The organism is Hoeflea sp. AS60 (assembly GCF_038900115.1).
Classification (GTDB): domain Bacteria; phylum Pseudomonadota; class Alphaproteobacteria; order Rhizobiales; family Rhizobiaceae; genus Hoeflea.
The window spans coordinates 1,474,629-1,501,258 of sequence record NZ_JBBMQP010000001.1; the positions used below are offsets into that span (position 1 = coordinate 1,474,629).

General features: G+C 59.1%; 22 protein-coding genes, 1 tRNA gene and 1 riboswitch. Of the genes, 9 read left to right on the plus strand and 14 right to left on the minus strand.

The features are described 5' to 3' along the window. Positions 1-107 precede the first annotated feature (107 nt). Complete coding sequence (locus WNZ14_RS06800; protein WP_342867819.1) at positions 108-731, plus strand: CDP-alcohol phosphatidyltransferase family protein; 624 nt, start codon at positions 108-110, stop codon at positions 729-731. Here WNZ14_RS06800 and WNZ14_RS06805 read toward each other — a convergent pair. Further along, complete coding sequence (locus tag WNZ14_RS06805) at positions 720-1,904, minus strand: O-succinylhomoserine sulfhydrylase (RefSeq protein WP_342867820.1); 1,185 nt, start codon at positions 1,902-1,904, stop codon at positions 720-722. The two genes, WNZ14_RS06800 and WNZ14_RS06805, sit on opposite strands and share 12 nt — an antisense overlap. 44 nt (positions 1,905-1,948) lie before the next feature. Next, positions 1,949-2,028, minus strand: a riboswitch (SAM riboswitch). Between the two features lie 79 nt (positions 2,029-2,107). Between WNZ14_RS06805 and WNZ14_RS06810 the strand changes: the two genes are divergently transcribed. Then, entirely contained in the window at positions 2,108-3,196 is a 1,089-nt protein-coding gene (locus WNZ14_RS06810; RefSeq protein WP_342867821.1) for a 2'-deoxycytidine 5'-triphosphate deaminase, read from the plus strand. A gap of 30 nt (positions 3,197-3,226) precedes the next feature. Here the strand turns inward: WNZ14_RS06810 and WNZ14_RS06815 are convergent, their stop codons facing one another. After that, positions 3,227-4,030: an ion transporter gene (locus tag WNZ14_RS06815; RefSeq protein ID WP_342867822.1), complete on the minus strand. Its 804-nt coding sequence runs from the start codon at positions 4,028-4,030 to the stop codon at positions 3,227-3,229. Positions 4,031-4,157: 127 nt separating this feature from the next. Here WNZ14_RS06815 and WNZ14_RS06820 point away from each other — a divergent pair. Further along, positions 4,158-4,231, plus strand: a tRNA-Gly gene (locus tag WNZ14_RS06820). On the opposite strand, the gene WNZ14_RS06825 is transcribed toward WNZ14_RS06820, so the two are convergent. Next, a complete protein-coding gene (locus tag WNZ14_RS06825) occupies positions 4,197-6,224 on the minus strand; it encodes a glycosyltransferase family 2 protein (protein WP_342867823.1) in 2,028 nt (675 codons plus the stop codon). The genes WNZ14_RS06820 and WNZ14_RS06825 overlap by 35 nt on opposite strands. A 175-nt stretch (positions 6,225-6,399) precedes the next feature. Between WNZ14_RS06825 and WNZ14_RS06830 the strand changes: the two genes are divergently transcribed. Beyond that, entirely contained in the window at positions 6,400-7,161 is a 762-nt protein-coding gene (locus WNZ14_RS06830) for a transporter substrate-binding domain-containing protein (protein ID WP_342867824.1), read from the plus strand. Here the strand turns inward: WNZ14_RS06830 and WNZ14_RS06835 are convergent. From WNZ14_RS06835 to WNZ14_RS06850, 4 genes are all read right to left on the minus strand, one after another. After that, positions 7,155-8,003: a sterol desaturase family protein gene (locus WNZ14_RS06835; RefSeq protein ID WP_342867825.1), complete on the minus strand. Its 849-nt coding sequence runs from the start codon at positions 8,001-8,003 to the stop codon at positions 7,155-7,157. The two genes, WNZ14_RS06830 and WNZ14_RS06835, sit on opposite strands and share 7 nt — an antisense overlap. Before the next feature lie 106 nt (positions 8,004-8,109). Then, the gene (locus WNZ14_RS06840) at positions 8,110-8,523 is read right to left on the minus strand and encodes a tellurite resistance TerB family protein (RefSeq protein ID WP_342867826.1); all 414 of its coding nucleotides are present in this window, start codon (positions 8,521-8,523) and stop codon (positions 8,110-8,112) included. A gap of 125 nt (positions 8,524-8,648) precedes the next feature. Continuing rightward, the gene (locus WNZ14_RS06845; protein ID WP_342867827.1) at positions 8,649-9,320 is read right to left on the minus strand and encodes a helix-turn-helix transcriptional regulator; all 672 of its coding nucleotides are present in this window, start codon (positions 9,318-9,320) and stop codon (positions 8,649-8,651) included. A gap of 148 nt (positions 9,321-9,468) precedes the next feature. Then, positions 9,469-10,086 carry a 2-hydroxychromene-2-carboxylate isomerase gene (locus WNZ14_RS06850; protein ID WP_342867828.1) on the minus strand — a complete coding sequence of 206 codons (618 nt, stop codon included), beginning with the start codon at positions 10,084-10,086 and terminating at the stop codon, positions 9,469-9,471. A gap of 206 nt (positions 10,087-10,292) precedes the next feature. Here WNZ14_RS06850 and WNZ14_RS06855 point away from each other — a divergent pair, with 206 nt between their 5' ends. Next, positions 10,293-11,102 (plus strand): class I SAM-dependent methyltransferase, encoded by an 810-nt coding sequence (locus WNZ14_RS06855; protein WP_342867829.1) that lies wholly within the window; start codon positions 10,293-10,295, stop codon positions 11,100-11,102. A gap of 53 nt (positions 11,103-11,155) precedes the next feature. Here the strand turns inward: WNZ14_RS06855 and WNZ14_RS06860 are convergent, their stop codons facing one another. The 6 genes from WNZ14_RS06860 to WNZ14_RS06885 all read right to left on the minus strand — a co-directional run bounded on the left by WNZ14_RS06860 (position 11,156) and on the right by WNZ14_RS06885 (position 19,079). Then, the gene (locus WNZ14_RS06860) at positions 11,156-13,369 is read right to left on the minus strand and encodes a 3-hydroxyacyl-CoA dehydrogenase NAD-binding domain-containing protein (RefSeq protein ID WP_342867830.1); all 2,214 of its coding nucleotides are present in this window, start codon (positions 13,367-13,369) and stop codon (positions 11,156-11,158) included. 15 nt (positions 13,370-13,384) lie between these two features. Continuing rightward, a complete protein-coding gene (locus WNZ14_RS06865) occupies positions 13,385-14,593 on the minus strand; it encodes an acetyl-CoA C-acetyltransferase (protein ID WP_342867831.1) in 1,209 nt (402 codons plus the stop codon). 30 nt (positions 14,594-14,623) lie between these two features. Then, complete coding sequence (locus tag WNZ14_RS06870; protein WP_342867832.1) at positions 14,624-15,280, minus strand: glutathione S-transferase family protein; 657 nt, start codon at positions 15,278-15,280, stop codon at positions 14,624-14,626. Positions 15,281-15,284: 4 nt separating this feature from the next. Then, positions 15,285-16,457 (minus strand): acyl-CoA dehydrogenase family protein, encoded by a 1,173-nt coding sequence (locus WNZ14_RS06875; protein ID WP_342867833.1) that lies wholly within the window; start codon positions 16,455-16,457, stop codon positions 15,285-15,287. Positions 16,458-16,532: 75 nt separating this feature from the next. Next, complete coding sequence (locus tag WNZ14_RS06880; RefSeq protein ID WP_342867834.1) at positions 16,533-18,329, minus strand: acyl-CoA dehydrogenase C-terminal domain-containing protein; 1,797 nt, start codon at positions 18,327-18,329, stop codon at positions 16,533-16,535. 339 nt (positions 18,330-18,668) lie between these two features. Next, positions 18,669-19,079, minus strand: a complete 411-nt coding sequence (locus WNZ14_RS06885) for a MerR family DNA-binding transcriptional regulator (RefSeq protein ID WP_342867835.1) — start codon at positions 19,077-19,079, stop codon at positions 18,669-18,671. A gap of 374 nt (positions 19,080-19,453) precedes the next feature. Here WNZ14_RS06885 and WNZ14_RS06890 point away from each other — a divergent pair, with 374 nt between their 5' ends. The 4 genes from WNZ14_RS06890 to WNZ14_RS06905 all read left to right on the plus strand — a co-directional run bounded on the left by WNZ14_RS06890 (position 19,454) and on the right by WNZ14_RS06905 (position 25,879). Then, positions 19,454-23,332, plus strand: a complete 3,879-nt coding sequence (locus WNZ14_RS06890) for a peptidoglycan-binding protein (protein ID WP_342867836.1) — start codon at positions 19,454-19,456, stop codon at positions 23,330-23,332. A gap of 335 nt (positions 23,333-23,667) precedes the next feature. After that, entirely contained in the window at positions 23,668-24,594 is a 927-nt protein-coding gene (locus tag WNZ14_RS06895; RefSeq protein WP_342867837.1) for a sulfite exporter TauE/SafE family protein, read from the plus strand. Beyond that, a complete protein-coding gene (locus tag WNZ14_RS06900) occupies positions 24,594-25,400 on the plus strand; it encodes a TIGR02186 family protein (protein WP_342867838.1) in 807 nt (268 codons plus the stop codon). The genes WNZ14_RS06895 and WNZ14_RS06900 overlap by 1 nt, the downstream gene beginning before the upstream one ends. Before the next feature lie 50 nt (positions 25,401-25,450). Then, positions 25,451-25,879, plus strand: a complete 429-nt coding sequence (locus WNZ14_RS06905; RefSeq protein WP_342867839.1) for a DUF3429 domain-containing protein — start codon at positions 25,451-25,453, stop codon at positions 25,877-25,879. A gap of 18 nt (positions 25,880-25,897) precedes the next feature. On the opposite strand, the gene pdeM is transcribed toward WNZ14_RS06905, so the two are convergent. Further along, the gene (gene pdeM / locus WNZ14_RS06910; protein ID WP_342867840.1) at positions 25,898-26,626 is read right to left on the minus strand and encodes a ligase-associated DNA damage response endonuclease PdeM; all 729 of its coding nucleotides are present in this window, start codon (positions 26,624-26,626) and stop codon (positions 25,898-25,900) included. Between the last annotated feature and the right edge of the window lie 4 nt (positions 26,627-26,630).

Sequence of the window (26,630 nt, forward strand, 5' to 3'; positions counted from 1 at the left end):
TCAAGCGCTTTGCGCTGACTTGATTGTGATGATCGGTGGCCAGCACAGGGCGTGACGGCGCCGACAGGCCACGCTATCACATGGGTCAGACAGGGAGTGGCCACGCCATGATGGACGGAACCGCACGAAAGATGATCCAGCCGGGGCTCGATCAGGTTGGAACCTGGTTGTCCGCGCGCGGCGTAAAAGCTGACCATGTGACGGTCTTCGCCTGCTTCGTGGGGCTTGCTGCAGCGGGTCTGATCGCACTGGATTACATGATCCTGGCGCTGATGCTGATCATCATCAGTCGCATCTGCGACGGGCTGGATGGGTCGGTGGCGCGGGCGTCCAGAAGCACTGATTTCGGCGGCTATCTCGATATCACGCTGGATTTTGTGTTCTACGGAGCCGTTCCTCTGGCTTTTGTCATCCACGATCCCGCAGCCAATGCGATTGCCGGCGCCGCGCTGATCTTCTCGTTTTACGTCAATGGCGCAAGTTTTCTGGCCTACGCCATTGTCGCCGAGAAACGCAAGCTGAGCACCACGGCGCGCGGGAGCAAGTCGATCTACTTCACCACCGGTCTCGCCGAAGCCAGCGAGACCTACATCGTGTTCGGCATTTTCTGCCTTTGGCCGGAATGGTTTGCACCGGTGGCCTGCCTGTTTGCCGCAATCTGCCTCTATACCGCGCTCTCGCGGATCATGCAGGCGCGGGCCGAGTTTCCAAACAAGACCTCAGAGGCCTGAGAGTGCACGATCGAAGTCCTCGATCAGATCATCGATATCCTCGATGCCTGCCGAAAACCGGAGAACACCCGGGCCGATGCCCAGTTCGTCGCGCGCCTCTTCCGACAGATTTTTGTGCGTGGTCGTTGCCGGATGCGTGATCAGGCTCTTGGTGTCGCCGAGATTGTTCGAGATCTTGACCACTTCTAACCCGTTCTGAAGCGAGAACGCAGCCTCTTTTCCGCCCTTGAGCTCGATCGCCACAAGCGTTGACCCGCCCTTCATCTGCCGTGCGCAGATGTCTGCCTGCGGGTGGTCGGCGCGTCCGGGATAGATCACCCGGGCAACGGCGGGGTGATTGGCCAGGAAATCGGCGATACGACCGGCATTCTCCATCTGCTGGCGAACCCTGAGTGGCAGCGTTTCCAGGCCTTTGAGCAGGGTCCAGGCATTGAACGGCGACATCGAAGGGCCGGTGTGGCGGTAAAAATCCTGCAGATGTTCGTCGATCCAGTCCTTGTCCGACAGGATCACGCCGCCGAGACAGCGGCCCTGACCGTCAATGTGCTTGGTCGCCGAATAAGCCACCACATGAGCGCCCAGCTCAAGCGGCTTCTGCAACAGCGGCGTGGCAAAGACATTGTCCACCACCAGCTTGGCGCCGATCTGGTTGGCGAGCTTGGCCACGCCGGCAATATCGGTCACTTCAAGCGTTGGATTGGTCGGGCTTTCGAGAAAGAACACCTTTGTATTGGGCCTGATCGCAGCTTCGAAATTGGCGAGATCGCGACCATCGACAAGCGTGGATTCAATGCCGTATTTCGGCAGCAGTGTTTCAACGATCCAGCGGCAGGACCCAAACAGCGCGCGTGCCGAAACAACGTGATCGCCTGCGCGAAGCTGGCACAGAAGTGCTGCCGAGATTGCCGCCATGCCGGATGCTGTTGCGCGGGCCTCTTCCGCACCTTCCATCAGGCACATGCGCTTTTCGAACATGTCAACGGTCGGATTGGCATAGCGGGAGTAGATGAAACCTGGCTCTTCACCCTTGAAACGAGCCTCAGCCGCTTCGGCGCTGTCATAGACAAAGCCCTGCGTCAGGTAGAGCGCTTCGGATGTTTCGCCAAACCCGGAGCGGGTGGTGCCGCCATGTACGAGCTGGGTGGCGGGGCGGAATTGTCGGCTGTTCTTCATCATCTTCGTCCAACACACAAAAAACCGGCTGCGAAGTCGCAAGCCGGTTTCACAACCCGACCATTTTTAGCGACTTATTTTACGTGGCTGCAAGCCGGCCGGCCAAATCACCACGGGATAACCCCGCTTTTAGGGGGTTCCCGCGCTTGCGTCAATCGCCTCGTCTTGCCATCAAGATGTTGGACAACTGGAGCAGGTGGACATTGGCAGCAGGCATTCTCTCGGATCGCGCAATTCAGGCGCTCTTTGATGCTGGAAAGCTTGCCTCCGGCCGGGATCTCGATGCCGACCAGATCCAGCCGGCCAGCCTTGATTTGAGACTGGGCGCACGCGCTTACCGGGTGCGCGCCAGTTTCCTGCCGGGGCCATCCGCCAGGGTTGAAGATAAGCTCGCACGGCTCAGCATGCACGAGATCGATCTCTCGGATGGTGCAGTGCTTGAGACCGGCTGTGTCTACATGGTGCAACTTCTCGAAAGTCTGGCGCTGCCGCCGGAAATTTCCGCTTCCGCCAATCCCAAGAGTTCCACCGGACGGCTCGACATTTTTACCCGTGTGATGACCGACTACGGTCAGGAATTTGACAAGATCGCGCCGGGCTACAACGGGCCGCTGTGGCTTGAGGTCAGCCCGCGCACATTTCCGATCGTTGCACGCACCGGATCGCGCCTGTCGCAGATCCGCTTCCGCCAAGGCCATGCCGTGCTGAGCGAGGACGAGCTGTCCGACCTTCACCGTGCCGAAACTCTGGTCGCTTCGGAAACACCAAACGTCTCGGGCGGTGGCATTGCCCTGTCGATCGATCTGATGGGGCAGGGCGAGGACGCGCTCATTGGCTATCGTGGCAAGCACCACACGGCTGTGGTCGATGTGGACAAGCGCGCCGCACAGGACGTCTATGATTTCTGGGAGCCGCTCTACAATCGCGGTTCTGCCGATCTGATCCTTGATCCGGATGAGTTCTACATTCTGGTCAGCCGCGAGTCGGTGCATGTGCCGCCGCTCTATGCTGCCGAGATGACGCCATTCGATCCGCTGGTGGGCGAATTCCGGGTACATTATGCGGGTTTCTTCGACCCGGGATTTGGCCACACGGACGCCGGTGGCGCCGGCAGTCGTGCCGTACTCGAGGTACGAAGCCACGAGGTGCCGTTCATTCTAGAGCATGGCCAGATCGTTGGTCGGCTGATCTATGAACGGATGCTTGAGCGGCCAGCGGCGCTCTACGGGACCGAGCTTGGATCAAACTATCAGGCCCAGGGTCTCAAACTCTCCAAGCATTTTCGCACCTGACCCAGGTTCCAGGCTTTTCTGTCGTCCTCATCAGGACGAACGGGAACTTTCAGTCTGTGCAGCCCGCAACTCGGCAAGGTCCTTGCGGATCGACTTGAGCTCTTCCAGCATGAGGCTCTGGTCCGATGCCATCGCGACGCGGTCTGCGGTGGCCTCGGTTTCATGCTCTTCCTGCATTGCCGAGACGATGATGCCGATAAACAGGTTGAGCACGGTAAAGGTGGTACAGGCGATGAACGGAATGAAGAACGCCCACGCCATCGGGTGGACTTCCATCACCGGACGGACGATGCCCATCGACCAGCTTTCCAGCGTCATGATCTGAAACAGCGAATAGGCAGAAGCCGGGATCGAGCCAAACCAGTCAGGAAAGCTGTCGCCGTAGAGCTTGGTCGCCATCACCGAGAAAACATAAAACACAAGCGTCAGAAGCAGCATGATCGAGCCCATGCCGGGAAGCGCACTGACAAGCCCGCCGACAACCCGTTTGAGCGACGGCACCATGCCGATGATGCGGAGAACCCTCAGGATGCGAAGCGCCCTGAGCACCGAGAGGCTGCCGGTGGCGGGGATCAGCGCCACCCCAACCACAAAAAGATCAAAGATCCGCCAGGGGTCGCGGAAGAAATCAAGCCTCCAGGCGATAAGCCGGGCGGTTACTTCCAGCACAAAGACGCCGAGAATGACCCTGTCGAGCAGCAGCAAAAGCCCGCCGAACCGCTGCACGGCTTCAGGCACGGTTTCGAGCCCAAGCGTGATGGCGTTGATGACAATCAGGACGGTGATGACGCTTTCGAAGCGGCGGGAAGAAAGGAAAGTTTTCAGCTGATCCATCGGGACTATCTATGTTGAAGCAAAGCGTCCCTGATATGATGTCGAGCCAGCTGCCCGTCAACCCGGTGGGCGTCGTCCGTGTGACTTGACACCGCAGCTGAACATCGCCAAGGATCGTCCGGCATTCGCGGGTGTAGCTCAATGGTAGAGCAGAAGCTTCCCAAGCTTAAGACGAGGGTTCGATTCCCTTCACCCGCTCCATACCTTGCGTATTTGCTAGTGCATCGGCTGGGTTGGTACACGCAGCCCATTCGGGAGCGGCAGGGTGAGGGGTCTTCTCCCACAGATGCGCGTTTGAAACCAGCTGTCCCATCGCCCGCCATCCGGCAATCGACATCAACAGCCAATAGGCCGGTGTAAGCAGCACCCAGTGGCCTTTCAGTTTGGCGCGCTCATGATCCGAGAAACCGCGCCACCCCATTGCGATAAAGGTCAGGTAGCTGCCGCCGATATTGGCCAGGTCGATCCACATCAGGGTGCTGTGCAAAGACGAGACTGTTGAAACCGAACCACTGGCAAGCCAGGTCAGCGTCAGTCCGATAAACACAAACATCAGCGGATGGGCCAAGGCGGAGATCAGCATGCCTGCAATCATCAACTGAAAGACCGTAAACCCGCCCAGGCCCAGCGCCCGAACCGTGTGCCCGGGCCGACGCATCGCCACCAGCCAGGTCTGCGCCCACCCCTTGAGCCACCGCGTCCTCTGTCTCGTCCATACTTCAAGTGTGTCTGGCGCGGTTTCGACCGTGGCGCTCTTGAGCGTGCCGGTGTGATAGCCGTGGGCATAAAGCCTGAGACCGAGATCCGCGTCTTCGGTCACATTGTGCGGATCCCAACCTCCGGCTGCCTCAAGGGCTGCGCGCTGGAAATGATTGGATGTTCCGCCGAGCGGGATCGGCATCCGGGTTCGCGCCAGAAATGGAATGAGAACACGGAACAATCCGCTGTACTCAAGTGCGAACAGCCCCGAGATCCAGCTTTTTCTCAGATTTGCGATCGCAAGTGGCGCCTGCACGCAGCCAAGGCTTGCGTCGCCATCACGAAATGCAGCCCAGGCTTCAAGCAACTGTCCTGGAGCTGGTTTGTCTTCGGCATCATAGACCGCAACCAGCGTCCCGCGTGCGCCTTGCAAGGCGTATTGCAGCGCCTTGGGCTTTGTGCGCGGTCCAAAATCTGGCGTGAGAATGATCTCGCATTCCGGTCCGAGCTTTTGCGCCTGCAGCGCCGAAATGGTTGCCGTATCATCTGCTTCGCAGACATATTTGATGTCCAGCAGGCTCTTGGGCCAGTGTAGCGCCGAAATTCTCGAGACGATGGCAGGTATCATGTCAGCCTCGTCATGCAGGGCAATCAGCACGGTATAGATCGGTAGTCTGCTCTCTCCTGGCTGATCTGCCGCAAGCAGACGTTTGGGTGGCTTGAATCCGGATGCCACCAGTGCGCTGAGGCGCAGCAGAATGCCGCCGGAGAAGAACAGTGTCAGAACCACGTGCAATACGCTGAAGGCCGCAAATGGCCACAAGGCGAAACCGGTCGCCGCGAGGTAAACACACAGTCCCAGAACAAACCCCTGCGGGCCGGTCAAAACCCGCCGTGCGCTGGCGTCCCGCCGGTCCTGGTCAAGTTCGAAGGTGATTTTCCTGACCCTGTCGTCCGCTCCGCACTGCCAGACGGCTTTGCGGATCGTGGCTGGTGAGGCCACAACCAGGCTGGCACGTAGGGAAGGCATTTGGGTAAGGCGGGCCTTGTGATCCTCGAGATGGCGGGCTTCCGGGACGATCGCTGTCACTTGCCCGCTGGCGCGCGACAGGCGGACCGGTCCATCCCGGAGCAACAACACATCTGTTGAAGGCAACCGGACCACCTCGTCCGGATCGATGTCGCTCACATGATTAAGGCCGAGTTCACCGGCCATCCAGCGGTAATAGAGTTCGGGATCGATCAGGCCCTCCGCCATGAGTTCCTTTTCGATCGTGGTGCCGTTTGCCTGTGCGGCTTCGGTTGCAGCTTTGACATGCGGTTTGCCTATGCCGCAGCCGAGAAAGAACCGCGCCTCGGAGCTCGTTTTGCTGACGAGTTTGTCCGGTCGGATTGGCGTGTCTGAGGTGTGTTCATCGCTCGAAGGGCCGATTGCAGTCAAATGCTGGGAGATGCGGCCGGAAAAGGGATGATCAGTACTTTTGCTTGGAGCCATGACTCTGATACACACATGACGGTTGCAGCAGGATGTTAAATCTATGGTAGTGAAAGCGCGCAAGAATACACCCCTAATATTAAAGGGCGTTTCGCGTAAAACGTGCGTTTTAGTTGTTTTTTTTACCGTCTTTCTTACCGTCTTTCCACCTGCTGCAAACGCCGATGGGTTGATCGTGCCCAATTACATGGACCCGCGCGAACGCATTCCTGTGCCCGATCTGCTGCCTTACAGCCGCATCCGTTTCGTCACGACGGTCGATTTTCCGCCTTTCAGTTTTCTTGACCAGACCGGTCATCTCGCCGGATTTCACATCGATCTGGCGCGGGCGATTTGTGACGAACTTGATATTCTGCCCCGTTGCCAGATCCAGGCACTGCCATGGGATGAGCTCACCGGAGCATTGGAAAAGGGACAGGCCGAGGCGCTGATATCCGGTCTTGCGATCACCGCGGAAAGCCGCAACACTTTCCGCTTCACGCGTCCTTACCTGGCCTTGCCGGCGCGGTTCGCTGTCAAGAAAGATGCAAGCCTGGAAGGCGACAGCGCAAAGGCGTTGGCCGGGCAGCGTGTCGGTGTGCTTGGCGGCACCGCGCATGAAGCCATGTTGCGCGATTGGTTTGCCGAGATAAGGCCGGTCACCTTTTCCAAATCTGAGTGGATGTTTGACGCGCTCAAGTCAGGCACCATCGACGCCGTGTTCGGCGACGGGCTGCAATTGTCATTCTGGCTCTCCAGCCAGTCGGCCGAAGACTGCTGCCGCTTCTTTGACGGCCCGTATTTCTCCCAGGCTCATCTTGGTGAAGGGCTGGCCATTGCGGTGCGCCCGGACAATGCACCATTGAGCCAGGCTTTCGACCACGCCATTTCCGCACTCAACAGAAATGGCCGCTTTACTGAACTTTATTTGCGCTGGTTCCCGAACGGGCTTTATTGATCGGCGCTCAGCTTGGGCCTCGACTTTTGCGCAAACCTGAAGGGCAGGGCCAGCGCCCAGCCAAGACCGGCGGTGCTGCGGCCGTCACGCCACTCCGACAACCCGATCTCGATGCCGGTGTCGCCGCGACGAGGAAAGTGGGTGTAGGTTGAAAACATCCGGTCCCATATCGCCAGGTTGAAACCGTAGTTCGAGTCTGTTTCGCGCGGATCGGTAGAGTGATGAATCCGGTGCATGTCAGGTGTCACGATAAGGAGCCGCAGCACGGCATCCACCGGCTTGGGTAGCTTGATGTTCGCGTGGTTGAACATGGCAGCGCCATTGAGCACGATTTCAAAGACCAGCACGGCCACCGGCGGCGCCCCGAGCGCAATGATGACGGCAGCCTTCCAGACCATCGAAAGCACGATTTCAAGCGGATGGAATCTAAGCGCCGTCGTCAGATCAAACCCGGTATCGGCATGGTGCATGCGGTGGATACGCCACAGCCATGGCCATTTGTGGCTGACCACATGCTCGAGCCAGACTGCGAAGTCGAGAAGAATGAAGGCAAGGATACCAATGGCCCACAGGGGTAGTCCAAGCTGCGGAAAAAGTCCGATTCCATTTGACTGAGCCCATAGCGCAGTTCCGACCGCGGCCAGCGGAAACACGATCCTCAGCGCGACCGATGACAGCACCACCATCGCCAGATTGGTCACCCAACGGCGCGATTTGAGCGCACCGCGCATCTCGTCCCGCTCAAGCCTGGGCGCAAGCAGTTCAATGGCTGCGAGTGTGATGAAAATCGATGAAAAGGCCAGAAGCCGGATTACCGGCTCGGACAATCCGAACAGCGTCATTCTGCGCCTCCGTATCGTGACAGGGATATCCCATGCCACAGTTTGCCTTCACTGACGAAACACGATCCGGTGAAAGGCTGCGACAGGTGGGCGCGGGGCTTGAGGATCAGGCGCTTCTGAAACGTGCAATGGCGCCGCGTTCGATTGCAGCACAGGTGAGCTTGTCGAGCCCCAGACGATCGCGCAACATCTGCAGCAGCCTGATTTCCTCCTGCTGGATGTTGTAGTCCGCCGAAGCGACCTCCACAGCCAGGGCATAGGCCGTATCGTAGAACTTGGGCGGCACTGCATCGCGAACGACCTCAAGCACGATGTCGAGGCCTTCAGGCCCCTTGAGCAGTTCCGCCGCATTTCGGGTGACACCGATAAGCCGCTCTGCATCAAATCCGTCAAACACCGGAAGGAAGGTGACCAGACGGCCAATGCGCGCCAGTTCCGCGTCGTTCATGGCTTTGTCCACGGCGGACATGGTGACCATAAGGTAGATCAGAGCATCATGGGCGGTAACACGTTCGGTCATGGGTAAGTTTCTCTCCTGATTGTTCACAATAGATAAGAAACGAGGCTCGGTCGCACAAGCGGCAAGGTCGCAAAACGCAAAATGGCTGCTTAAAAGCTCATCGCCCTGCGCTGGCCAGTTTTATTCTACTGGCTGGCCCAAATGATGCGGGCAATCCAGTCGACCTCGCTCACGTCGAAGCTGCGGTTGGGATGGTCGGGATTAAGCGAGATCAGCTCGACAGATTTCGGCGTTTGCCGATTGAGTACCTTTGCCATCACTTCGCCTTCACGAGAGCGCACCACCACCCGGTCGCCGCGGCGGATCTGCGCTCCGGGCTCGACAATCAGAATGTCACCATCCCGGTAAAGCGGCATCATGCTGTCGCCTTGCACTTCCAGCGCATAAACCCCGGGTCTGTCAGAGGGCTGGGCGGGGAAATCCACCACATCCCAACCCTGACCGGCAGGAAAGCCGCCATCATCAAAAAAACCGCCGGAACCGGCTTGGGCGAAGCCGAGCAACGGGATGGAGCCTGCCTGTGGCGGGAACGAGCCTTCGGGAAAGGCGGTTTCAGCTGCCATGCTGCCACCGCGCACAAGGCTCATGAAGTCCTCCAGCGAGGAGCCGGTGGCATCGAGAACCTTGGCAAGCGATTCCGTTGAGGGCCAGCGGTCGCGACCGTCAGCGCCACAGCGTTTGGATTTGTTGAACGAAGTCGGGTCAAGACCGGCGCGCCGGGCAAGTCCCGACGCCGTCAATCCATGGCGTTCGGCAAGCGCATCAAGCGCTGTCCAGATGCGTTCATGCGAGAGCATGGTCCGGTTCCCGCTGTTCAGAACAAAGCCAGACCTTTCATTCAAGGCCCGAATAGAGCTTTTCTACATGATCAGCGCCGGTCGAGTAAAGCCACTTAGGAAAAATATCCTCACTTGTCGCGGTGCCCGTAGAACCTGTCCGCCTCGCTCAGTGCGGGCGGATAGGGCTCCGACCGGTTGTCAGGGCCTGGTCGAGCAGTTCGATCCGGTCCTGTCCCCAGAAAGGCTCCCCATTGAGCACATAGGTGGGCACCCCAACCGCATCGGCTGCGACGGCATCCTGGGAATTGCGCTCGCGTATGGCTGAGATTTCCTCGGTCTTGGCATCTATGATCGCCGGCCGCGCATCAAGTCCGACTTGCGAAAGGTAGGACGTCAGGACAGCTTCATCGGCAATGTTGTCATCATTGGCCCAGACGCCGGAGAGGACCTTGCTCATGAAATACCGGGGATCATGACCCATCTCGACCAGAGCGATGATCACCTTGTCGGCAAGTGCCGCATCAACCGGCCAGTGCAGGGGCGAGGTCTTGATCGGCAGTCCGCGCCAGGCGGCAAGGCGCTGCAGTTCGATCAGCCGCAGTCGCTGCCGCACAGGTGGTCGCTGGCCAGGGGGAACCGCGCCGGAGACGCTCCACAGGGCGGCCAGATTGACCGGTTTGTAAACGAGTGTGGCCTTGTGCCGTTCAGCGACCTCGCAGACCAGGTTGTGGCCGAGATAGGTGAAAGGAGATGCGCAATGAAAGTAGTAGTCGATGACGGGCATTGGATAGACCTCCCTTTTTGCCGACAGTGCCGAAAGCACCGCTCCTCGGCAAGGCTCCCCTGGCAACTTGATCATGTATCATGCTTTTCTGCGGTTAATTTTCTGGCTATCTGGGGAACGGGAATTCAAAACGTGCCACGATGCTGGGTTGCGCCATGCAATTCGGGTATGAGTTTGATAGTCTTCTTGATCAGGAATTTCTGCCGATGACACGAGATACAGACACCGCGACCGAGGCCAACAGGCTGGCCTGGAATGCGTCAGCCCAACGTCACCGCGAAAGCGAGGAATGGCAGCGGCAACTCTCGGGCTTCGGCGATCCGTCATTTTCCACGTTTGATGAGACCATTGCGAGCGCTCTCGCGGATAACGGTCTCAAGGGCGCGAGGACTGTACAGATCTGCTGTAACAATGGGCGGGAAACCCTGTCGATGCTGGCTCTTGGTGCCGCGCATGCCACAGGCATCGACCAGTCCGACGCCTTCATCGCGCAGGCAGAGGAATTGCGTCGCGTGTCCCCGCATGGCGACAATGCCCGCTTCATCTGTGCCAATGTCTATGCCTTGCCCGATGAACTCAAAGGCCAGTTCGACCTGGCGCTGATCACCATCGGGGTGCTCAACTGGATGCCGGATCTGCCGCGGTTTCTTTCGGTCGTCTCCTCATTGCTGTCTTCCGGTGGGAGGCTGCTGATTTACGAGACCCACCCCGTGCTCGACATGTTCGAACCGCATGGCGAGGACACCCATACGCCGAAATATTCCTACTTCCGGGCGGAGCCGTTCATTACCGAGGACGAGATTGTCTATGACGGGTCGGCAGCTGGGAAGGCGCCGCCATCCTGGTGGCATTTTCACACCATGGGTGACATCGTCACCGGATGTGTCAAATCAGGGCTGCAGATTGCCGAGCTGAGCGAATTTCCCCACTCCAACCGGGAAGTCGATTACGACATCTATCTCGGCAATGAGGCGCAGCTGCCGCTTTGCTACACGCTGGTGGCGTCGAAATCCTGACAACAAAAACGGGCCCGAAGGCCCGTTTGAAATTTAGGTAAAAGCTGCAGCAATCATGCTGCGGCCTTGTCCTCGCGGTACGGGTTGAACCGGCCATAGAAGGTTTCGCCCTTCTCGGCCATTTCGACCAGCAACTTCGGTGCGCGGAACTGCTTGCCATACTTGCGGGCCAGCACCTTGCACATGTCAACGAACGCCTTGGCGCCCATGGTGTCGATGTAGCTGAGCGCTCCACCTGTATAAGGTGCGAAGCCGAAGCCCAGGATAGTGCCCAGATCTGCCTCGCGCGGATCGGTGACAATGCCTTCTTCCACCGTGCGGGCGGCTTCGAGTGCAATGGCCGCCAGATAGCGGTTCTGCAGTTCCTTGACATCGACCTTGGCCGGGTCCTGCTGCGGATACAGCGTTTTCAGCTCAGGCCACAGATGCTTCTTGGCAGGCTTGGCTGGATAGTCATAGAAGCCCTTGCCGTTCTTGCGGCCAAGCCGGCCTTCCTTCTCGACCATGCGCTCAACCAGCGCCAGATGACGCGGATCGACGGCGCTTGCTCCAAGATCGGCAATCGTCGCGCGCACGATCTTGAGCGACAGATCGATGGCGACCTCGTCATTGAGCGACAGCGGCCCAACCGGCATGCCGGCCATTTTTGCGGCATTCTCGATCATTGCCGGCGGCACGCCTTCTGCCAGCATGTTGTAGCTCTCGTTCATGTAACGAAGCACGCAGCGGTTGACGAAGAAGCCGCGTGTGTCGTTGACCACGATCGGGGTCTTCTTGATCGCGGCGACATAGTCGAGTGCCACGGCCAGCGCCTTGTCCGAGGTCTTGCGGCCAAGAATGATCTCGACCAGCAGCATCTTGTCGACCGGCGAGAAGAAGTGGATGCCGATGAAGTTCTTCGGACGTTTCGAGTTCTTGGCAAGCCCGGTGATCGGCAGCGTCGAGGTGTTGGACGCATAGACGGTTGTCGGGCGGATCTGTGCCTCAATCGATTCCGTCACTGCCTTCTTGACGTCCCGGTCTTCGAACACGGCCTCGATCACCAGATCCGCATCAGCCAGATCAGCGTGGTCTGCCGACAAAGTGATCAGCGACAACAGCTTCTCGCCGTCTTCCTTGGTGGTCTTGCCCTTCTGGACACCCTTCTTGACCAGATCCTCGGAATAGGCCTTGCCCTTGGCCGCAGCTTCCAGATCGCGGTCGATAAGCACCACCGGAATGCCGGCCTTGGCCGTCACATAGGCAATGCCTGCGCCCATGAAGCCGGCGCCGACAACGCCGATCTTGCGGAACTTGGTTGGCTTGATGCCTTCGGGACGACGTGCGCCCTTGTTGATCTCCTGCAGCGAGACGAACAGCGAGCGGATCATCGACTGGGCTTCCGGCGTCTGCAGGATGTAGCTGAAATAGCGCTGCTCGATCTTGAGACCCGTGTCGATCGGAACCTGCAGGCCTTCAAACACGCACTGCAGGATCGCCTTGGCGGCGGGGTAATTGTCCTGCGTTTCGCGGCGCAGGATGGCAGACGCTGCTGGCCAGAGCTGCGCGCCCTGAGCCGACCAGACCTGGCCGCCGGGCAGCTTGAAGCCCTTCACGTCCCACGGAGCGACCGGGGAAAGCCCGGCCTTGATCATCGCCTTGGCGGCGGAAATCAGTTTCTTCGGTTCGACAACTTCGTGGATCAGACCCATCGCCTTGGCGCGTGCCGGTGTCAGCGACTGCCCTGTGGTCATCATCTGAAGCGCGTCCTGTGCATTGGTCAGGCGCGGAACGCGCTGGGTGCCGCCGGCGCCCGGGAAAATACCGACCTTGACCTCGGGCAGCGCCATCTTGACCGATGGCGAGTCCGCGGCAACTCGGCCATGGCAGGCGAGTGACAATTCGAACGCGCCACCCATGCACACGCCGTTGATTGCCGAAACCCACGGTTTGCCGCAGGTTTCGATCTTGCGGTACAGCTGGCTCATCCGGCCGACCTGATCGAACAGCATCTGCTGGGCTTTTTCCGGATTCTTGCGTTTTTCTTCCGCCATGCCGGCCAGCATGGTTTTCATCATGGTCAGGTCCGCGCCGCCTGAAAAGGTCGACTTGCCGGATGTGAACACGACGCCCTTGACGGCCTCATCGGCGACAAAGCGGTCAACCAACGCGTCAAGCTGCTCTAGCGCTGCCTGGGTGAACACGTTCATCGACCGGTCTGTCATGTCCCAGGTGACGAGCGCGATGCCGTCGCTGTCGACGTCTACGGTGTAAATCTCATTGCTCATTGTGGTTCTCCGGTATCAGACGCGTTCGATGATCGTCGCGGTGCCCATGCCCGCGCCGATGCACAGCGTGACAAGGGCGGTGTTGAGATCACGGCGCTCGAGTTCGTCAAGCACGGTGCCAAGGATCATGGCGCCGGTAGCGCCCAGCGGGTGCCCCATTGCAATCGCGCCGCCATTGACATTGATCTTGTCGGACGGAATGTCGAAGGCCTGCTGGAAGCGCAGGACCACGGACGCGAAGGCCTCATTGAGTTCGAACAGATCGATGTCCGAAATCTTCATCTTGGCGCGCTTCAGGAGCTTCTCGGTGACATCAACCGGGCCGGTCAGCATCAGCGCCGGATCGGAGCCGATATTGGCGAAGGCACGGATCTTGGCGCGGGGTTCGAGACCCATCGTCTTGCCGCCCCTCTTGGAGCCAAGCAGCACCAGACCAGCACCATCGACGATGCCCGACGAGTTGCCGGCATGGTGGATGTGGTTGATGGTTTCGATTTCCGGATGCGCCTGGATGGCGACGGACGAGAAGCCGCCCATCTCGGCCATCATGCCGAAGGAGGCGTTGAGGCTTGCCAGCGTCTGCATGTCCGTGCCGGGCCGCATGTGCTCGTCACGATCGAGAATAGTCAGGCCGTTGATGTCCTTGACCGGGACAACCGACTTGTCGAAGTAGCCGCTCTTCCAGGCATGCGCTGCGCGCTTCTGGCTCTCCACCGCATAGGCATCAACGTCGTCGCGGGAGAAACCGTACTTGGTGGCGATCAGGTCGGCCGAAATGCCCTGCGGCATGAAATAGGCCGGGATGTTGACCGAAGGGTCCATGAACCATGCGCCGCCCTGCGCGCCGATGCCGATGCGCGACATCGATTCCACGCCGCCGGCAATGACGATGTCATCCGCGCCATAGGCAATCTTGCCAGAAGCGAGATTGATTGCGTCGAGGCCGGAGGCACAGAAGCGGTTGAGCTGGATCCCCGGCGCCTCGGTGGCATAGCCGGCTTCAAAGGTTGCAGCCCGGGCGACGTCGCCGCCGGCTTCGCCAATCGCGTCAACGCAGCCCATGACGATGTCGTCGACCTTCTTGGTGTCAAGCCCGTTGCGGTCACGCAGGGCTTTAAGCATATGCGAGGCAAGCCGCACCGACGGCACTTCGTGCAGGCTTCCGTCTTTCTTGCCGCGGCCCCGCGGGGTGCGGACGTGATCATAGACAAATACATCAACCATTGCGGTGATCTCCAGGTTTTCGTGTTCGGGTCAGGCGGTTGCGGTTGCAGGATCCATCCCGCTCGGCATCAGGTCTTCAGCTCTCTTGTAGCCGGGCAGGGCGGCAATGCGACCGAGCCAGGCAGTGATGTTTGGATAGGCGCCGGGGTCCAGACCGATCTGATCGGGCCAGAACAGATATCCGCACAGCGAGAGGTCGGCGATTGTCGGGTGCCCGGATGCGACAAAGTCACGTCCTTCGAGATGCGCCTCCAGCACTTTCCAGGCGTTGACAGCACGGGCATGGAAAAACTGTGTGACCGGATCCTCGTCCGTCTTCTTCTGGAAGCGGCTCATGAACCTGTAGGTTGCCACGTAGCTTGTCAGCTTGTGGTTGTCCCAAAACAGCCAGCGCAGGATTTCCCTGCGTTCATCCTCGTTCGCAGGGCCAAAACGATCAAATTCCCGCGAGAGGTAGTCGAGAATGGCGCCGGACTGGCTCATCACCACGTCGCCGTCCATCTTGTGATGGGTCAGCACCGGAACCTCGCCCATGAGGTTCATGGCCTTGAACTCCGGCGACCGGGTCTGTCCGGTGAAGAAGGCAACGCGGCGCGGCGCCCAGTCAGCGCTGCACAGTTCAAGCATCAGCGCCACCTTGTAGGCGTTGCCGCTCTCCAGAAAGCAATCAAGTGTGAAATCGGTCATAGCCTTAAAGACTCCGTGCAATCAGCAGTTTCATGATCTCGTTGGTGCCGCCGTAAATCCGCTGCACCCTGGCATCGCGGAACATCCGCGCCACCGGATATTCATTCATGTATCCGTAGCCGCCGTGCAGCTGGACGCATTCATCCGCCACCTTGCACTGCAGATCCGTCGTCAGGTACTTGGCCATCGAGGCGGTGGTCGAGGTCAAGTTCCCCTTCAGATGCTCGCCGACGCAATGATTGACGAACACCCGGGCCATCACGGCTTCCGATTTCAGCTCCGCCAGCTTGAACTGGGTGTTCTGGAATTCGATCACCGCCTTGCCAAATGCCTTGCGTTCCTTGACGTAGTCGACGGTGATCGCCAGCGCGCGTTCGATCATCGAGATCGCCTGGTTGGCAATCAACAGCCGCTCCTGCGGCAGTTCGGTCATCAGCTGGGCAAAGCCCTGACCTTCTTCGGTGCCAAGCATGTTGGCGGTCGGGATCCGCACATCGTCAAAGAACAGCTCCGACGTGTCGTTAGATTTAAGCCCGACCTTGTCGAGGTTGCGGCCGCGGCGAAAACCCTCGACTTCCTCGGTTTCGACCACCATCAGCGAAATGCCCTTGGCGCCCTTGGTCGGATCGGTCTTGGAGACCACGATGATCAGGTTGGCATGCTGGCCATTGGTGATGAACGTCTTCGAGCCATTGATGACATAATGATTGCCGTCTTTTCTGGCCGTTGTCTTGATGCCCTGCAGGTCTGAACCCGCGCCGGGCTCGGTCATGGCGATGGCGCCGATCATCTCGCCGGATGCCATCTTCGGCAGCCACTTCTGTTTCTGCTCTTCCGAGCCGAAATGCAAAATGTAGGGCGCAACGATGGCGTTATGCAGTGCAATGCCGAAGCCGTCGGTGCCAGTGCGGCCCAGCGCTTCAATGATCGCCGCCTCATGGGCATAGGTGCCGCCCGAACCGCCATATTCTTCCGGCACCGAGGCGCAAAGCAGGCCAGCGGCGCCTGCGCCTTCCCAAGCGCTACGGTCGACCATTTCCTGTTTTTCATAACGGTCGTAATGCGGGACAACCTCGGCCGTCAGCCAGCGGCTGGCCATGTCCTCGAGCATGGCTACATCGTCCTCCATCCAGTCCGGACGGGGTACGCCGAGCACTTCTGATGGCAATGTCGCCAAGTCTTCCTCCCGAAGCTCAAGGCGGGCGAATGAACGCGCCCGCCGGCAGTCTCAATTCAAGCAGCTGAACGCGGCTTAAAAGGCCTCGGCGGCAAGCTCCATCATGGTCTCGCAGCCGGTCTCGATGCGGGTCTTGCGCATCGAAGTTTCCGGCATGATGCGCTCCATATAGAACTTACCAACCAGCAGTTTGGAGGCGAGGAATTCTTCCTTGCCGTCAGCGCCATTGGCGCGTTTTTCCACTGCGGCCTTGGCCATCAGCGCCCACATATAGCCCAGCGATACAAGGCCGAAGAGGTGCATGTAATCAGTCGAGGCAGCACCGGCATTGTCCGGTTTTGCCATCGCGTTCTGCATCAGCCACATGGTCGAGGCCTGCAGGTCGTTTAGCCCCTTCTTAAGGCTCTTGGTGTAAAGCGCCAGCTCTTCATTGCCGCGGTTTTCTTCGCAGAAATCGCCAACTTCCTTGAAGAATGCCATGATCGCGCGGCCACCATTCTGGCCGAGCTTGCGTCCGACCAGATCAAGCGCCTGGATGCCGTTGGCACCCTCATAGATCATGGCAATGCGGGCATCGCGGACATACTGACTCATGCCCCATTCTTCGATGTATCCATGGCCGCCGAACATCTGCTGCGCCATCACAGCGTGATCAAAACCCTTGTCGGTGAGCACGCCCTTGACCACAGGCGTCACCAGGTTCAGCAGGTCGTCCGCTTCCTGGACATCGCTCTCGACTTCGGACTTGTGGGCAACATCGGATTTCAGCGCTGTCCACAGCATGAAGGCGCGTCCGGCTTCGTTGAAAGCACGGATGGTCATCAGCGTCCGGCGCACGTCAGGGTGCACGATGATCGGGTCGGCCTTCTTGTCCGGTGCCTTGGCGCCCGACAACGACCGGCCCTGCAGACGCTCACGCGCATAGGCAACGGCGTTCTGATAGGCGATTTCGCCCATTGCCTGGCCCTGCAGGCCAACGCCGAGGCGGGCTTCGTTCATCATCACGAACATGGCCTTGAGGCCTGCGTTTTCCGTGCCGATCAGATAGCCGGTGGCTTCATCATAGTTCATCACGCAAGTTGCGTTGCCGTGGATGCCCATTTTCTCTTCGAGAGAGCCGCACGACACCGGGTTGCGATCGCCGATCGAGCCGTCATCGCCCACCATGAACTTAGGAACGATGAACAGCGATATACCCTTCACCCCTTCCGGAGCGCCTTCGATGCGCGCCAGAACCAGATGGATGATGTTGTCGGACATGTCGTGTTCGCCGGCCGAGATAAAGATCTTCTGGCCGGAAATCTTGTAGCTGCCATCTCCCTGCGGAACCGCCTTGGTGCGCAACAGACCCAGATCAGTGCCGCAATGCGGCTCGGTCAGGTTCATGGTTCCGGTCCAGATACCTTCAATCATATTGGGAAGGTACTTGGCCTTCTGCTCGTCGCTGCCGTGCTCGTTGATTGCGGCAACCGCACCCTGGGTCAGGCCGGGGTACATCATCAGCGAAAGGTTGGCCGAGATCATGTATTCGGACACGGCTGTGTGAAGTGCGTAGGGTAGACCCTGGCCACCATATTCGGGAGATGCAGCCAAGCCGAGCCAGCCGCCTTCGCAATACTGCTTGTAGGCCTGCTTGAACCCATTCGGCGTCGACACTGTCGCGTCGTCATGCCGGGTGCAGCCTTCCTGATCGCCGATCTGATTGAGCGGAAACAGCACTTCTTCGGATATGCGGGCGCCTTCCTGAAGGATGGCCTCGACAATATCCAGACTTGCATCCGCAAACCCCGGCAAATTCATGTAGCGCTCGTATCCGAGCACATCGTTGAGAATGAAAAGCGTGTCGTCGACAGGCGCCTTGAAGACTGGCATGGATCCTCATCCCTTGTAGTTTGGTCGCCTCGGGCACAATAGCCCGGCGATCCTCGTGTCGATGTCTACTAAACTTTGACGTTCGCGTAAACGTCAAAAATGGAGCCTATCGCGTCATCGGCTGCATCCTGAACCCAAAACATTGCCAAAACCAGCGTTTCATTGCCAAGCCAGTGGCAAAAAGTTGGAAAAAATCAAACGCAGGTAAATAAAAATGTAATAGTTAGGTGCCCTGAAACAAGAGGGCAGCGCCTGAAAACCTGACGCTGAATCTGCTGTGAAACAAAAAACCCGCCTTTTGAGCGGGTTAGTGAGAATGCGATGCCTTCGTGCTGGCGGCTATTCTGATTCGGTCAGCATCTCGCGAACCGCTGTCACAGTCCGTTCAAGCTCTTCGATGGCGGTGTTGATGGTGGAACGTTGCTCCTCCAGCACCCGCATCTGCGCCTCGCCCTTGGACAGGGCCACCTTGAGCTGGGTGACATTCTTGCCGCGCGGATCGTAAAGATCGATCATCCGCTTGACCTCGGTCAGGGAGAAACCGACCCGCTTGCCCAGAAGGATAAGCTTGAGACGGGCGCGATCGCGCTTTGAGAACAGCCGTGTCACGCCCACCCGTTTCGGCTTGAGCAGGCCTTTGTCCTCGTAAAAGCGCAATGTGCGAAGCGTGACGCCAAATTCCTCGGCCAGATCGCCAATTTTGTAGACCGCTTTGTCGTGGTCCGCGTTGGTGTCTGTGATGTCATTCATGGTCGGGCAAAGCCACCATTTCTCAAAGTTGCCGGATCGATGAATTTCCGTTTGGCATTAAACCTTCCCATACGTCAAGTGGTCGCATTTTACCGACCTTGCGAAGAAGAAAAGTAACCTTGATTAACGGGTTGTTTACTACGTTTCGAGGATTGTGAGCGCGAAGAGCAGTAAGCCCGGATTCGTTGTATCTTGTTTTTGCCGGTTTGAAGTCTGGCTTTTCGGTGTTCGGGTTTTTCCCGTGATCCGGAGAGCGGTATGGATGTGCTGCGGACGGGGGTGGGGCGTGAAGCTCTGGTCAACAACGCGAAGCGGAAACAAATATGAACGGATCGCGATCTCAATCAAGCAGGCCCGGTGCAAGCGGATCCTCAATGGAATCGCTTAATCGCACAATAGAGAGCCTGGAAGCGCGAATTGAAAACATGCTTGGCCGGGGCGGCAATCCCTCCGCTGATCGATATTCGGTAAGTACACCGCAGACCTCGGCACCCAAACCTCAGTCTGCAGGCATGGGTGCCAATCTGCTGGACGATATCCGCGCCCGCCAGCGCGCGCTTGAAGAAACCCAGCGTGGCGGCATGTCGCGTCAATCTCAGGTGCAGTCTCATGCCGCAGCGGTTCCATCTGCGCGTGAGCCTCATAGCCGCCAGTCCTCCCGCAAGGCTCCAGCCCTCGACCCTTTTGCAATCACGCACCAGGACCCGAGGCCCGACCTGAGTCAGCAGCTGATCAATGAAATGACGGCGCTGCGCAACGAAATGGGCGAACTGCGCAGGGAAGCTCGCGACCAGTCGCTGCCAAAGGAACTGCGTCGGGATCTCGCCGGAATATCCGCCTCCATTGATGCGCTCGGCGCACATGATGGAGGCGCTGATGCGCTGAGGCATGAGCTTGATTCCATGCGCGGCATGGTCGACCAGCTGGCCCGTGAGGACAGTGTCCGTTCGCTTGGGGACCGCTGGCAGTCAATGGAAGAACAGGTCTCCGGACTGGATATGGCTGCGCTGCGCGAAGAGCTGGTCAACCTGGCTTACCGCGTTGACGAGATCCGCGAATTTCTGGCGGCGATGCCCGCATCCGGACAGGGACAGGCAATCGAGGACAAGATTGTTGACCTTTCGCACACGATCGAGGCGATGACCCGGCAGTCCGCTTCCGCCAACCCTGATTTTCCCGAACAGTTCGATCTGCTCGGTGCGCGTCTTGATGAAATCACCCGCGCCATCGCGGCAATGCCAGTCCCGGCGTCGCCTGCGGTCAACAACGCACCGTTTGAGCGCCTTGAAGCTCGTCTGGCGTCAGTCGCCCAGAAAATCGATGAACTCGAGCCATCCACCGTCGAAACCGAAATTGGCAGCCGCATCGAGCATCTTGCAGCCCGTGTTGCGCAACTGGCCGACGAGGAAGCCATCGCGCGACTGGATGCACGAATTGAAAACCTCCAGTCCTATCTCGAGAATGGCGCACGCGAAGACCGCATGCCTGAGCTCGCAGACTATCTGAGCGACATTACCGGCAAGATCGAAGCCCTTGATGCTCGCGGTGTGGATGAATCCCTGATCATCCGGCTTGATCAGCTTGCCCATCAGATCGAGAGCCTTTCGATACCGGCACCGCAATCAGGCACCGTACCGGAGGCTGTCATAGGCCGTCTGGAAGCGCTGATCGGACGTGCCGAAGCAACTGTGTCGCGCAGCATTGATCCACTGCCTGGACTTGAAACGCTCGATGCCAGGTTGGCCGATATCGCAACAAAGCTCCAGCAGGCTGAAGTCTCTGCCGCCGGTCACGCCATGCAGCCGGTGAACGGACTTGAGAACGTCGAAGCCCAGCTTGCCGAAATTTCGGCCCGGCTCGACAGGCCCTATATCGAGCAAGCCCCGGTGATGATGCCAGGGATCGAGAACCTGGAAGCAAGGCTGGCTGATATCGCTGATCGGCTGGATATGTCGAGCAACGGCAGCTCTGGTCCCAGCGACCAGGCGATGCGCGGGCTTGAGGATCAGATCGCCAACCTCTCCCGCCTGATCAGCTCGGCGCCTGCCAGTGCAGGGAGCGAGGCATTTGACGAGCGTCTGGCCTCCATCGAGGAGCATCTGGCAACCAGCGATGAATTTGTGGTTGAAGCAGCCCGTCAGGCTGCGGAGGCCGCACTGTCGGCCTATTCAGGTCAGATGGGCAGTGCTCCATCACCGCAATCGCTTGCAAACATGGAAGTCATTACCGCTCTGGCTGACGACCTCAGGGCGCTGGAAGGTCTGAGCCGCAAGACCGAGGATCGGACCACGCGCGCATTCGAGGCCGTTCAGGAAACCATGCTGAAGATCGCCGGACGTCTGGAACGCCTCGATGCGCCAGCGCCGGCATTTCATGAGGACGGTTCTAACACCGCTCGTGCCGCGGGCGGCGGTTCGCAAGGCCCCATCGAAGCCACCATGCCGCAAGCCTCGACGCAACCTATCGACAACGAGATGCGGTCGGCGGGTGAGAATGATGAAGGGTTTGCCGAGATGGGCCGCGCGCGTGCGCAGCAGGCAGTTCAACCTGCAAGGTCGCCATCGGAAGCTGCCGCGATGGCTGCAGCCTTTGCGGCAAGCCAGGAGACAGATGCAGAGGACGACGATAGGTCATCACGCTCGAACAGCACAGGCGACAAGTCGTTCCTCTCGGGTCTGGCAGCGCGGATCAGGCCCGGCAAGGACACTTCCAAGTCGCAAGCCGAACCGCACTTTGCTGTAGACGATTCACCACCACTTGATCCATCAATGGAGATGGATGCCGAAACCGCCAACATGCCGCTCGAACCCGGATCGGGCGCGCCGGATATAAATCGCATCCTGCAAAAGGTGCGCGAGGCCCAGGCGGCGGAACGCCAGCGCGGTGGAAGCCCTGCTGACAACGGTTCGGAAAAGTCGGAATTCCTGGCTTCTGCCCGTCGCGCCGCCATGGCTGCAGCCGCTGAAGTCGACACCATCGGCAAAAGCAACAAGAGCGGCGGCGGTGGCATGCTGGAGGTTCTGAAGTCGCGGCGGCGTCCGATTTTGATGGCTGCCGGCGCGGTTCTGCTGGCGATCATGTCTTACCCACTGGTGTCCGGACTCCTCTCTGGAGACAACGAAAACATTGCTGCGGTCGAACCGGCAATCGTTGAACCTGCCGATTCTCTCGAGCAAACCGATATGCCTGTCGATGCGCAGAATCTGGTGGCCGACACACAGAACGAGCAGCCTGTCACGCAAACACGTTTGCCTGAGGTCCGGGTGATAGAGCCTGGCGCGGATACAGAGTCCGAGATGACCGAAGTCGGGCCGGTTTCGACATCGCCGGAAGCAACAGCGGCCATCACGCCGATCGAAGATGTGGCACCGTCAGCTGACAACGTTCTCACCGCTGCACTCGATGCGCTTCCCGCCGATGCTGCAACCGGGGCGCTCAAGGCAGCTGCGGCTGCGGGAAATCCACTGGCATTCTACGAGATCGGTGCACGCTTTACCGAGGGACGCGGCGTTCCTGTCGATCTCAAGTCAGCCGGGACCTGGTATCAGCGCGCCGCTGATCTCGGGCACGCACCTTCCCAGTACCGGATCGCCAATTTCTACGAAAAAGGCAGTGGCCTCGAGCGCAATCTCGATGCTGCCAAGAAATGGTACCAATTGGCGGCAGAGCAGGGCAACATAAGCGCAATGCACAATCTCGCAGTCCTCTATGCAACTGCTGGAGCCGTGCCTGATTACGAAAACGCCGCTGAATGGTTTACCCGTGCCGCTGAAGTTGGCGTGCGCGACAGCCAGGTCAATCTCGCGATCCTCTATGCTCGTGGCGACGGAGTGCCTCGGGATCTGGAGAAATCCTACAAATGGTTTGCCATCGCAGCCAATGATGGCGACAAGGATGCAGCGGTCAAGCGTGACGAGGTGTTCAATGCGCTTCGCCCTGAGCAGGCCGAGGCAGCCCGCGCATCGGTCGCCAACTGGACCGCACAGCCCATCGAGGCTGATGCCAATGAGGTTGAGGTGCCAGCTTCCTGGCAAGGAGCGTCCACCGAAACCGCTTCAGTGGACATGAGCAAGGCGATCCGCAACATTCAGGCCATTCTCAACAACAATGGTTTTGATGCCGGCCCACCCGATGGTGTCATGGGCAAAAAGACCGTCGCGGCGCTCAAGCAGTTCCAGACTTCAATCGGCATGGAAGCCACTGGTGAAATCGACGACAAGCTGGTCAAGGAATTGCTCGCGCGCAACGGATAGGCTGGTTCCAACTGGTGTCACTCCGATGCGTGCAACCGGCCAGAAACAGTCGAGCCATTCGACAGCATTGCCAATGGCACGGTTGGCTGGAGCGAGCTATTCGAGTGATTGCTAATTTCCGTCATTTCAAGGCGTTAGTTCGGATTGCCGCGGTTCCATCGGCACGCGGCATGCTATCATGTCACGGTCGGCGCGAAAAAGTTCGACGACACCGGCAAAACCGCGCCGGAATAGCTCAACTGATTTGACTCGCACCGTCTAAACGCGCAAAACCGTTTTGTCGGGCAATACCCGGCGTAACCCTTTTTCCCGTCATGGACGCCCGGGGGCGCTAGGTGACTATTTACCTGCCGATCGCAGAATTGTCGGTCAATATCTTCGTCATCCTCGGGATGGGCGCGGCAGTGGGTTTCCTGTCCGGTATGTTTGGCGTCGGCGGCGGGTTTCTGATCACGCCGCTTCTGATTTTCTACAACATTCCACCGGCCGTTGCCGTTGCCACCGGCGCCAACCAGGTCGTCGCGTCCTCGGTTTCAGGTGCCCTTGCGCATTTCCGGCGTGGCACTCTCGATATCAAGCTTGGGCTCGTGCTGCTGGTGGGAGGTCTGGCCGGCGCCACGGTCGGCATTCAGATATTCTCGATGTTGCGTCGACTTGGTCAGCTCGATTTGATCATCTCATTGCTTTACGTCGTTTTCCTCGGGTCAGTCGGCGGGCTGATGCTCTGGGAGAGCGTGATTTCCCTGCGCCGCGCCGCCCAGAACAAGCCGTCTTCGCTGCGCAAGCCCGGCCAGCACAATTGGGTGCACCGTCTTCCGTTCAAGATGCGGTTCAAGCGGTCCAAGCTTTACCTCAGCGTGATCCCGATCATCATGCTGGGCTTCGCGATTGGTATCCTGACATCTGTGATGGGTGTGGGCGGCGGCTTCATCATGGTCCCGGCGATGATTTATCTGTTGCGCATACCGACCAGCGTTGTGATCGGTACGTCGCTGTTCCAGATCATTTTCGTCACGGCCTTCACCACGGTCGTTCAGGCGGCGACAAACTATTCGGTCGATATCGTGCTGGCCTGGCTGTTGATGGTCGCTGGCGTTATCGGCGCACAATATGGTGTCCGCGTCGGCCAGAAAATGCGTGGCGAGCAATTGCGCGCTGGCCTTGCGCTACTGGTTCTCGCCGTTGGAATCAGACTTGGTTTCGGACTGGTGTTGCCGCCCGATGAAGTCTACTCGGTGGTCAGCGGGAGCTTCGGATTCTGATGCGCGCCGCAATTTGCATGCTTTGTCTCTCCGTGTTTGCGAGTTTTCCTGCCGCAGCCCAACTCGCCGAGCCGGTGGTGACGATCAACGACAAGTTTTCAGAGCGGATCGATATCGGTATATCGACCAATGAAATCGCCATCACCTCCGATTTTTCTGGCGCGGATATCACTGTCTTCGGTGCGATCGAGGCCGCGGACGAATTGTTGCTGGCAACTTTCGCCTACGACATTGTCGTGGCCCTGGAAGGCCCGCGCAAATCCTCCACTGTCCGGCGCAAGGAGCGCGTTGCAGGCATCTGGATCAACCGGCATTCGATCCGGTTTGAGCCGATCCCGGCGTCCTACTCGATGTCGAGCACCCGTCCACTGGCCGATATCGGCAACATGATGGAGCTCGCCTCGCGCGATATCGGCATTAACAATATTCGTCTTGTGCCCACCGGCGGCGTTGGCGACGGCTCAAGGCTGACGGAGTTTCGCGAAGCACTGCGGCGGATCAAGCAGGCGAGCGGATTGTACCAGCGCTACCCGACCGGCGTGCAGTTCATTTCCAAGGCGCTGTTTCGCGCTACAGTCCGGCTTCCGGCCAATATCCCTGTCGGCCAGCACACGGTCCGCGCTGTTCTTTACAAGAACAACCAGTTCGTGATGGAACGGGAGATCCCGCTGCGCGTGGTAAAGACCGGCCTTGAGCAGTTCATTTTCAATTTCGCCCATGCATACGGGCTGGCCTACGGTATCATCGCGGTGCTTCTTGCCACGCTGACCGGATGGCTCGGCAGCGTCATTTTCCGCAAGGATTGATCAGTGCCGGCAATGAGGCAAGCAGAGCTGTGACAAGAGACCAATCCCGCATGATCGCAACAGCCTGGTTCCTGGCGGGTCTTGGCGCGGTCCCGTTTGTCGCGATGGCATTGGCCAGCATTGTCTCGCCGGAATTCGCCGCCGCTCGGCTTGGCGGCGACGCAGCCTTTCTTGGCTATGGCGCAGTTATCCTGTCCTTCATGGGCGGCGTGAGGTGGGGCCGCGCACTGTCGCTCGAAGACCCGGCCCGCGCTGCCGAGCAAATTATCCTGAGTGTCGCCCCATCGCTGGCTGCCTGGCTGGCATTGCTGATTGACCGGCCCTTGTCGCTGCTTCTGCTCATGGCAGGTTTCGCGCTGCAGGCTGCTTGGGATGCGCAAAGTGCCCGAAATGGCCTTCTGCCGCGCTGGTTTGGCCGGGTGCGTCTGACCATCAGTGCCATTGTCGTCGCGTCGATCATCCTCGTCATGCTGGCATAAAAATCGGGAGTGTCGTGATCAGCCGTTCATCCGGTTGAAAGCCACGGAATAGATCCGCTCCCGGCCAATCAGATGCGCCACAAGCTGGTTGCGATCGAACAGCCCGCGCATCGCCGGATGACGCAGTTCCAGTCCACCAGTGGTCGAACCGAAGGCCGGCATCAACAGCCGCTTGCCGTCACTGGCAAAACACGGCCGCCGCACGCCCTTGCCCCGTCGGACCACGCGGGCTGTCGGATGCAGATGCCCGGCAATTTCGCCGTCCGCCATGCCGGATTTCGGCTCATGTCGGAACACCAGCGTTTCCACGTGCAATTCGCTGCAGAAATGGCCTTCTAATCCTACTGGCCTGTCGGGATCGTGATTGCCTTCGATCCAGGTCCAGTCGCGGCCCCGCTGCAAGGCTTTAAGCTGGTCCCGGTAGCATTCGGGCAAATGCGCCGACCCGCTCCGGTCATGAAAACTGTCGCCAAGACTAATGACCAGACGTGGATTGTACCGCGTCACCACTTCGCCGAGCCGCGCCAGCGTGGCTGCAGTGTCATAGGGTGGCAAAAGCATGCCACGGCGCGCAAACGCCGCCCCCTTTTCGAGATGCAGGTCGGACACCACCAGCGCGCCGCTATCGGGAAGCCACATCACGCCTGCGCGGTCGCATGTCACCGCCGTGCCGTTGACGATCACATCGACGGTCAGCGGACCGGGGGCCGGAATGTCTGTTCTGAGCGCCGCAGCTCCGCCGTGCATGCCT

What these genes read in the sequence shown, in the direction of transcription:
- WNZ14_RS06800 (WP_342867819.1), top strand. Translation starts at nt 108, where the DNA reads ATGATGGACGGAACCGCACGAAAGATGATCCAGCCGGGGCTCGATCAG.
- WNZ14_RS06805 (WP_342867820.1), bottom strand. Translation starts at nt 1,904, where the DNA reads ATGAAGAACAGCCGACAATTCCGCCCCGCCACCCAGCTCGTACATGGC.
- WNZ14_RS06815 (WP_342867822.1), bottom strand. Translation starts at nt 4,030, where the DNA reads ATGGATCAGCTGAAAACTTTCCTTTCTTCCCGCCGCTTCGAAAGCGTC.
- WNZ14_RS06825 (WP_342867823.1), bottom strand. Translation starts at nt 6,224, where the DNA reads ATGGCTCCAAGCAAAAGTACTGATCATCCCTTTTCCGGCCGCATCTCC.
- WNZ14_RS06835 (WP_342867825.1), bottom strand. Translation starts at nt 8,003, where the DNA reads ATGACGCTGTTCGGATTGTCCGAGCCGGTAATCCGGCTTCTGGCCTTT.
- WNZ14_RS06840 (WP_342867826.1), bottom strand. Translation starts at nt 8,523, where the DNA reads ATGACCGAACGTGTTACCGCCCATGATGCTCTGATCTACCTTATGGTC.
- WNZ14_RS06845 (WP_342867827.1), bottom strand. Translation starts at nt 9,320, where the DNA reads ATGCTCTCGCATGAACGCATCTGGACAGCGCTTGATGCGCTTGCCGAA.
- WNZ14_RS06850 (WP_342867828.1), bottom strand. Translation starts at nt 10,086, where the DNA reads ATGCCCGTCATCGACTACTACTTTCATTGCGCATCTCCTTTCACCTAT.
- WNZ14_RS06855 (WP_342867829.1), top strand. Translation starts at nt 10,293, where the DNA reads ATGACACGAGATACAGACACCGCGACCGAGGCCAACAGGCTGGCCTGG.
- WNZ14_RS06860 (WP_342867830.1), bottom strand. Translation starts at nt 13,369, where the DNA reads ATGAGCAATGAGATTTACACCGTAGACGTCGACAGCGACGGCATCGCG.
- WNZ14_RS06865 (WP_342867831.1), bottom strand. Translation starts at nt 14,593, where the DNA reads ATGGTTGATGTATTTGTCTATGATCACGTCCGCACCCCGCGGGGCCGC.
- WNZ14_RS06870 (WP_342867832.1), bottom strand. Translation starts at nt 15,280, where the DNA reads ATGACCGATTTCACACTTGATTGCTTTCTGGAGAGCGGCAACGCCTAC.
- WNZ14_RS06880 (WP_342867834.1), bottom strand. Translation starts at nt 18,329, where the DNA reads ATGCCAGTCTTCAAGGCGCCTGTCGACGACACGCTTTTCATTCTCAAC.
- WNZ14_RS06885 (WP_342867835.1), bottom strand. Translation starts at nt 19,079, where the DNA reads ATGAATGACATCACAGACACCAACGCGGACCACGACAAAGCGGTCTAC.
- WNZ14_RS06890 (WP_342867836.1), top strand. Translation starts at nt 19,454, where the DNA reads ATGGAATCGCTTAATCGCACAATAGAGAGCCTGGAAGCGCGAATTGAA.
- WNZ14_RS06900 (WP_342867838.1), top strand. Translation starts at nt 24,594, where the DNA reads ATGCGCGCCGCAATTTGCATGCTTTGTCTCTCCGTGTTTGCGAGTTTT.
- WNZ14_RS06905 (WP_342867839.1), top strand. Translation starts at nt 25,451, where the DNA reads ATGATCGCAACAGCCTGGTTCCTGGCGGGTCTTGGCGCGGTCCCGTTT.
- pdeM (WP_342867840.1), bottom strand. Translation starts at nt 26,626, where the DNA reads ATGCACGGCGGAGCTGCGGCGCTCAGAACAGACATTCCGGCCCCCGGT.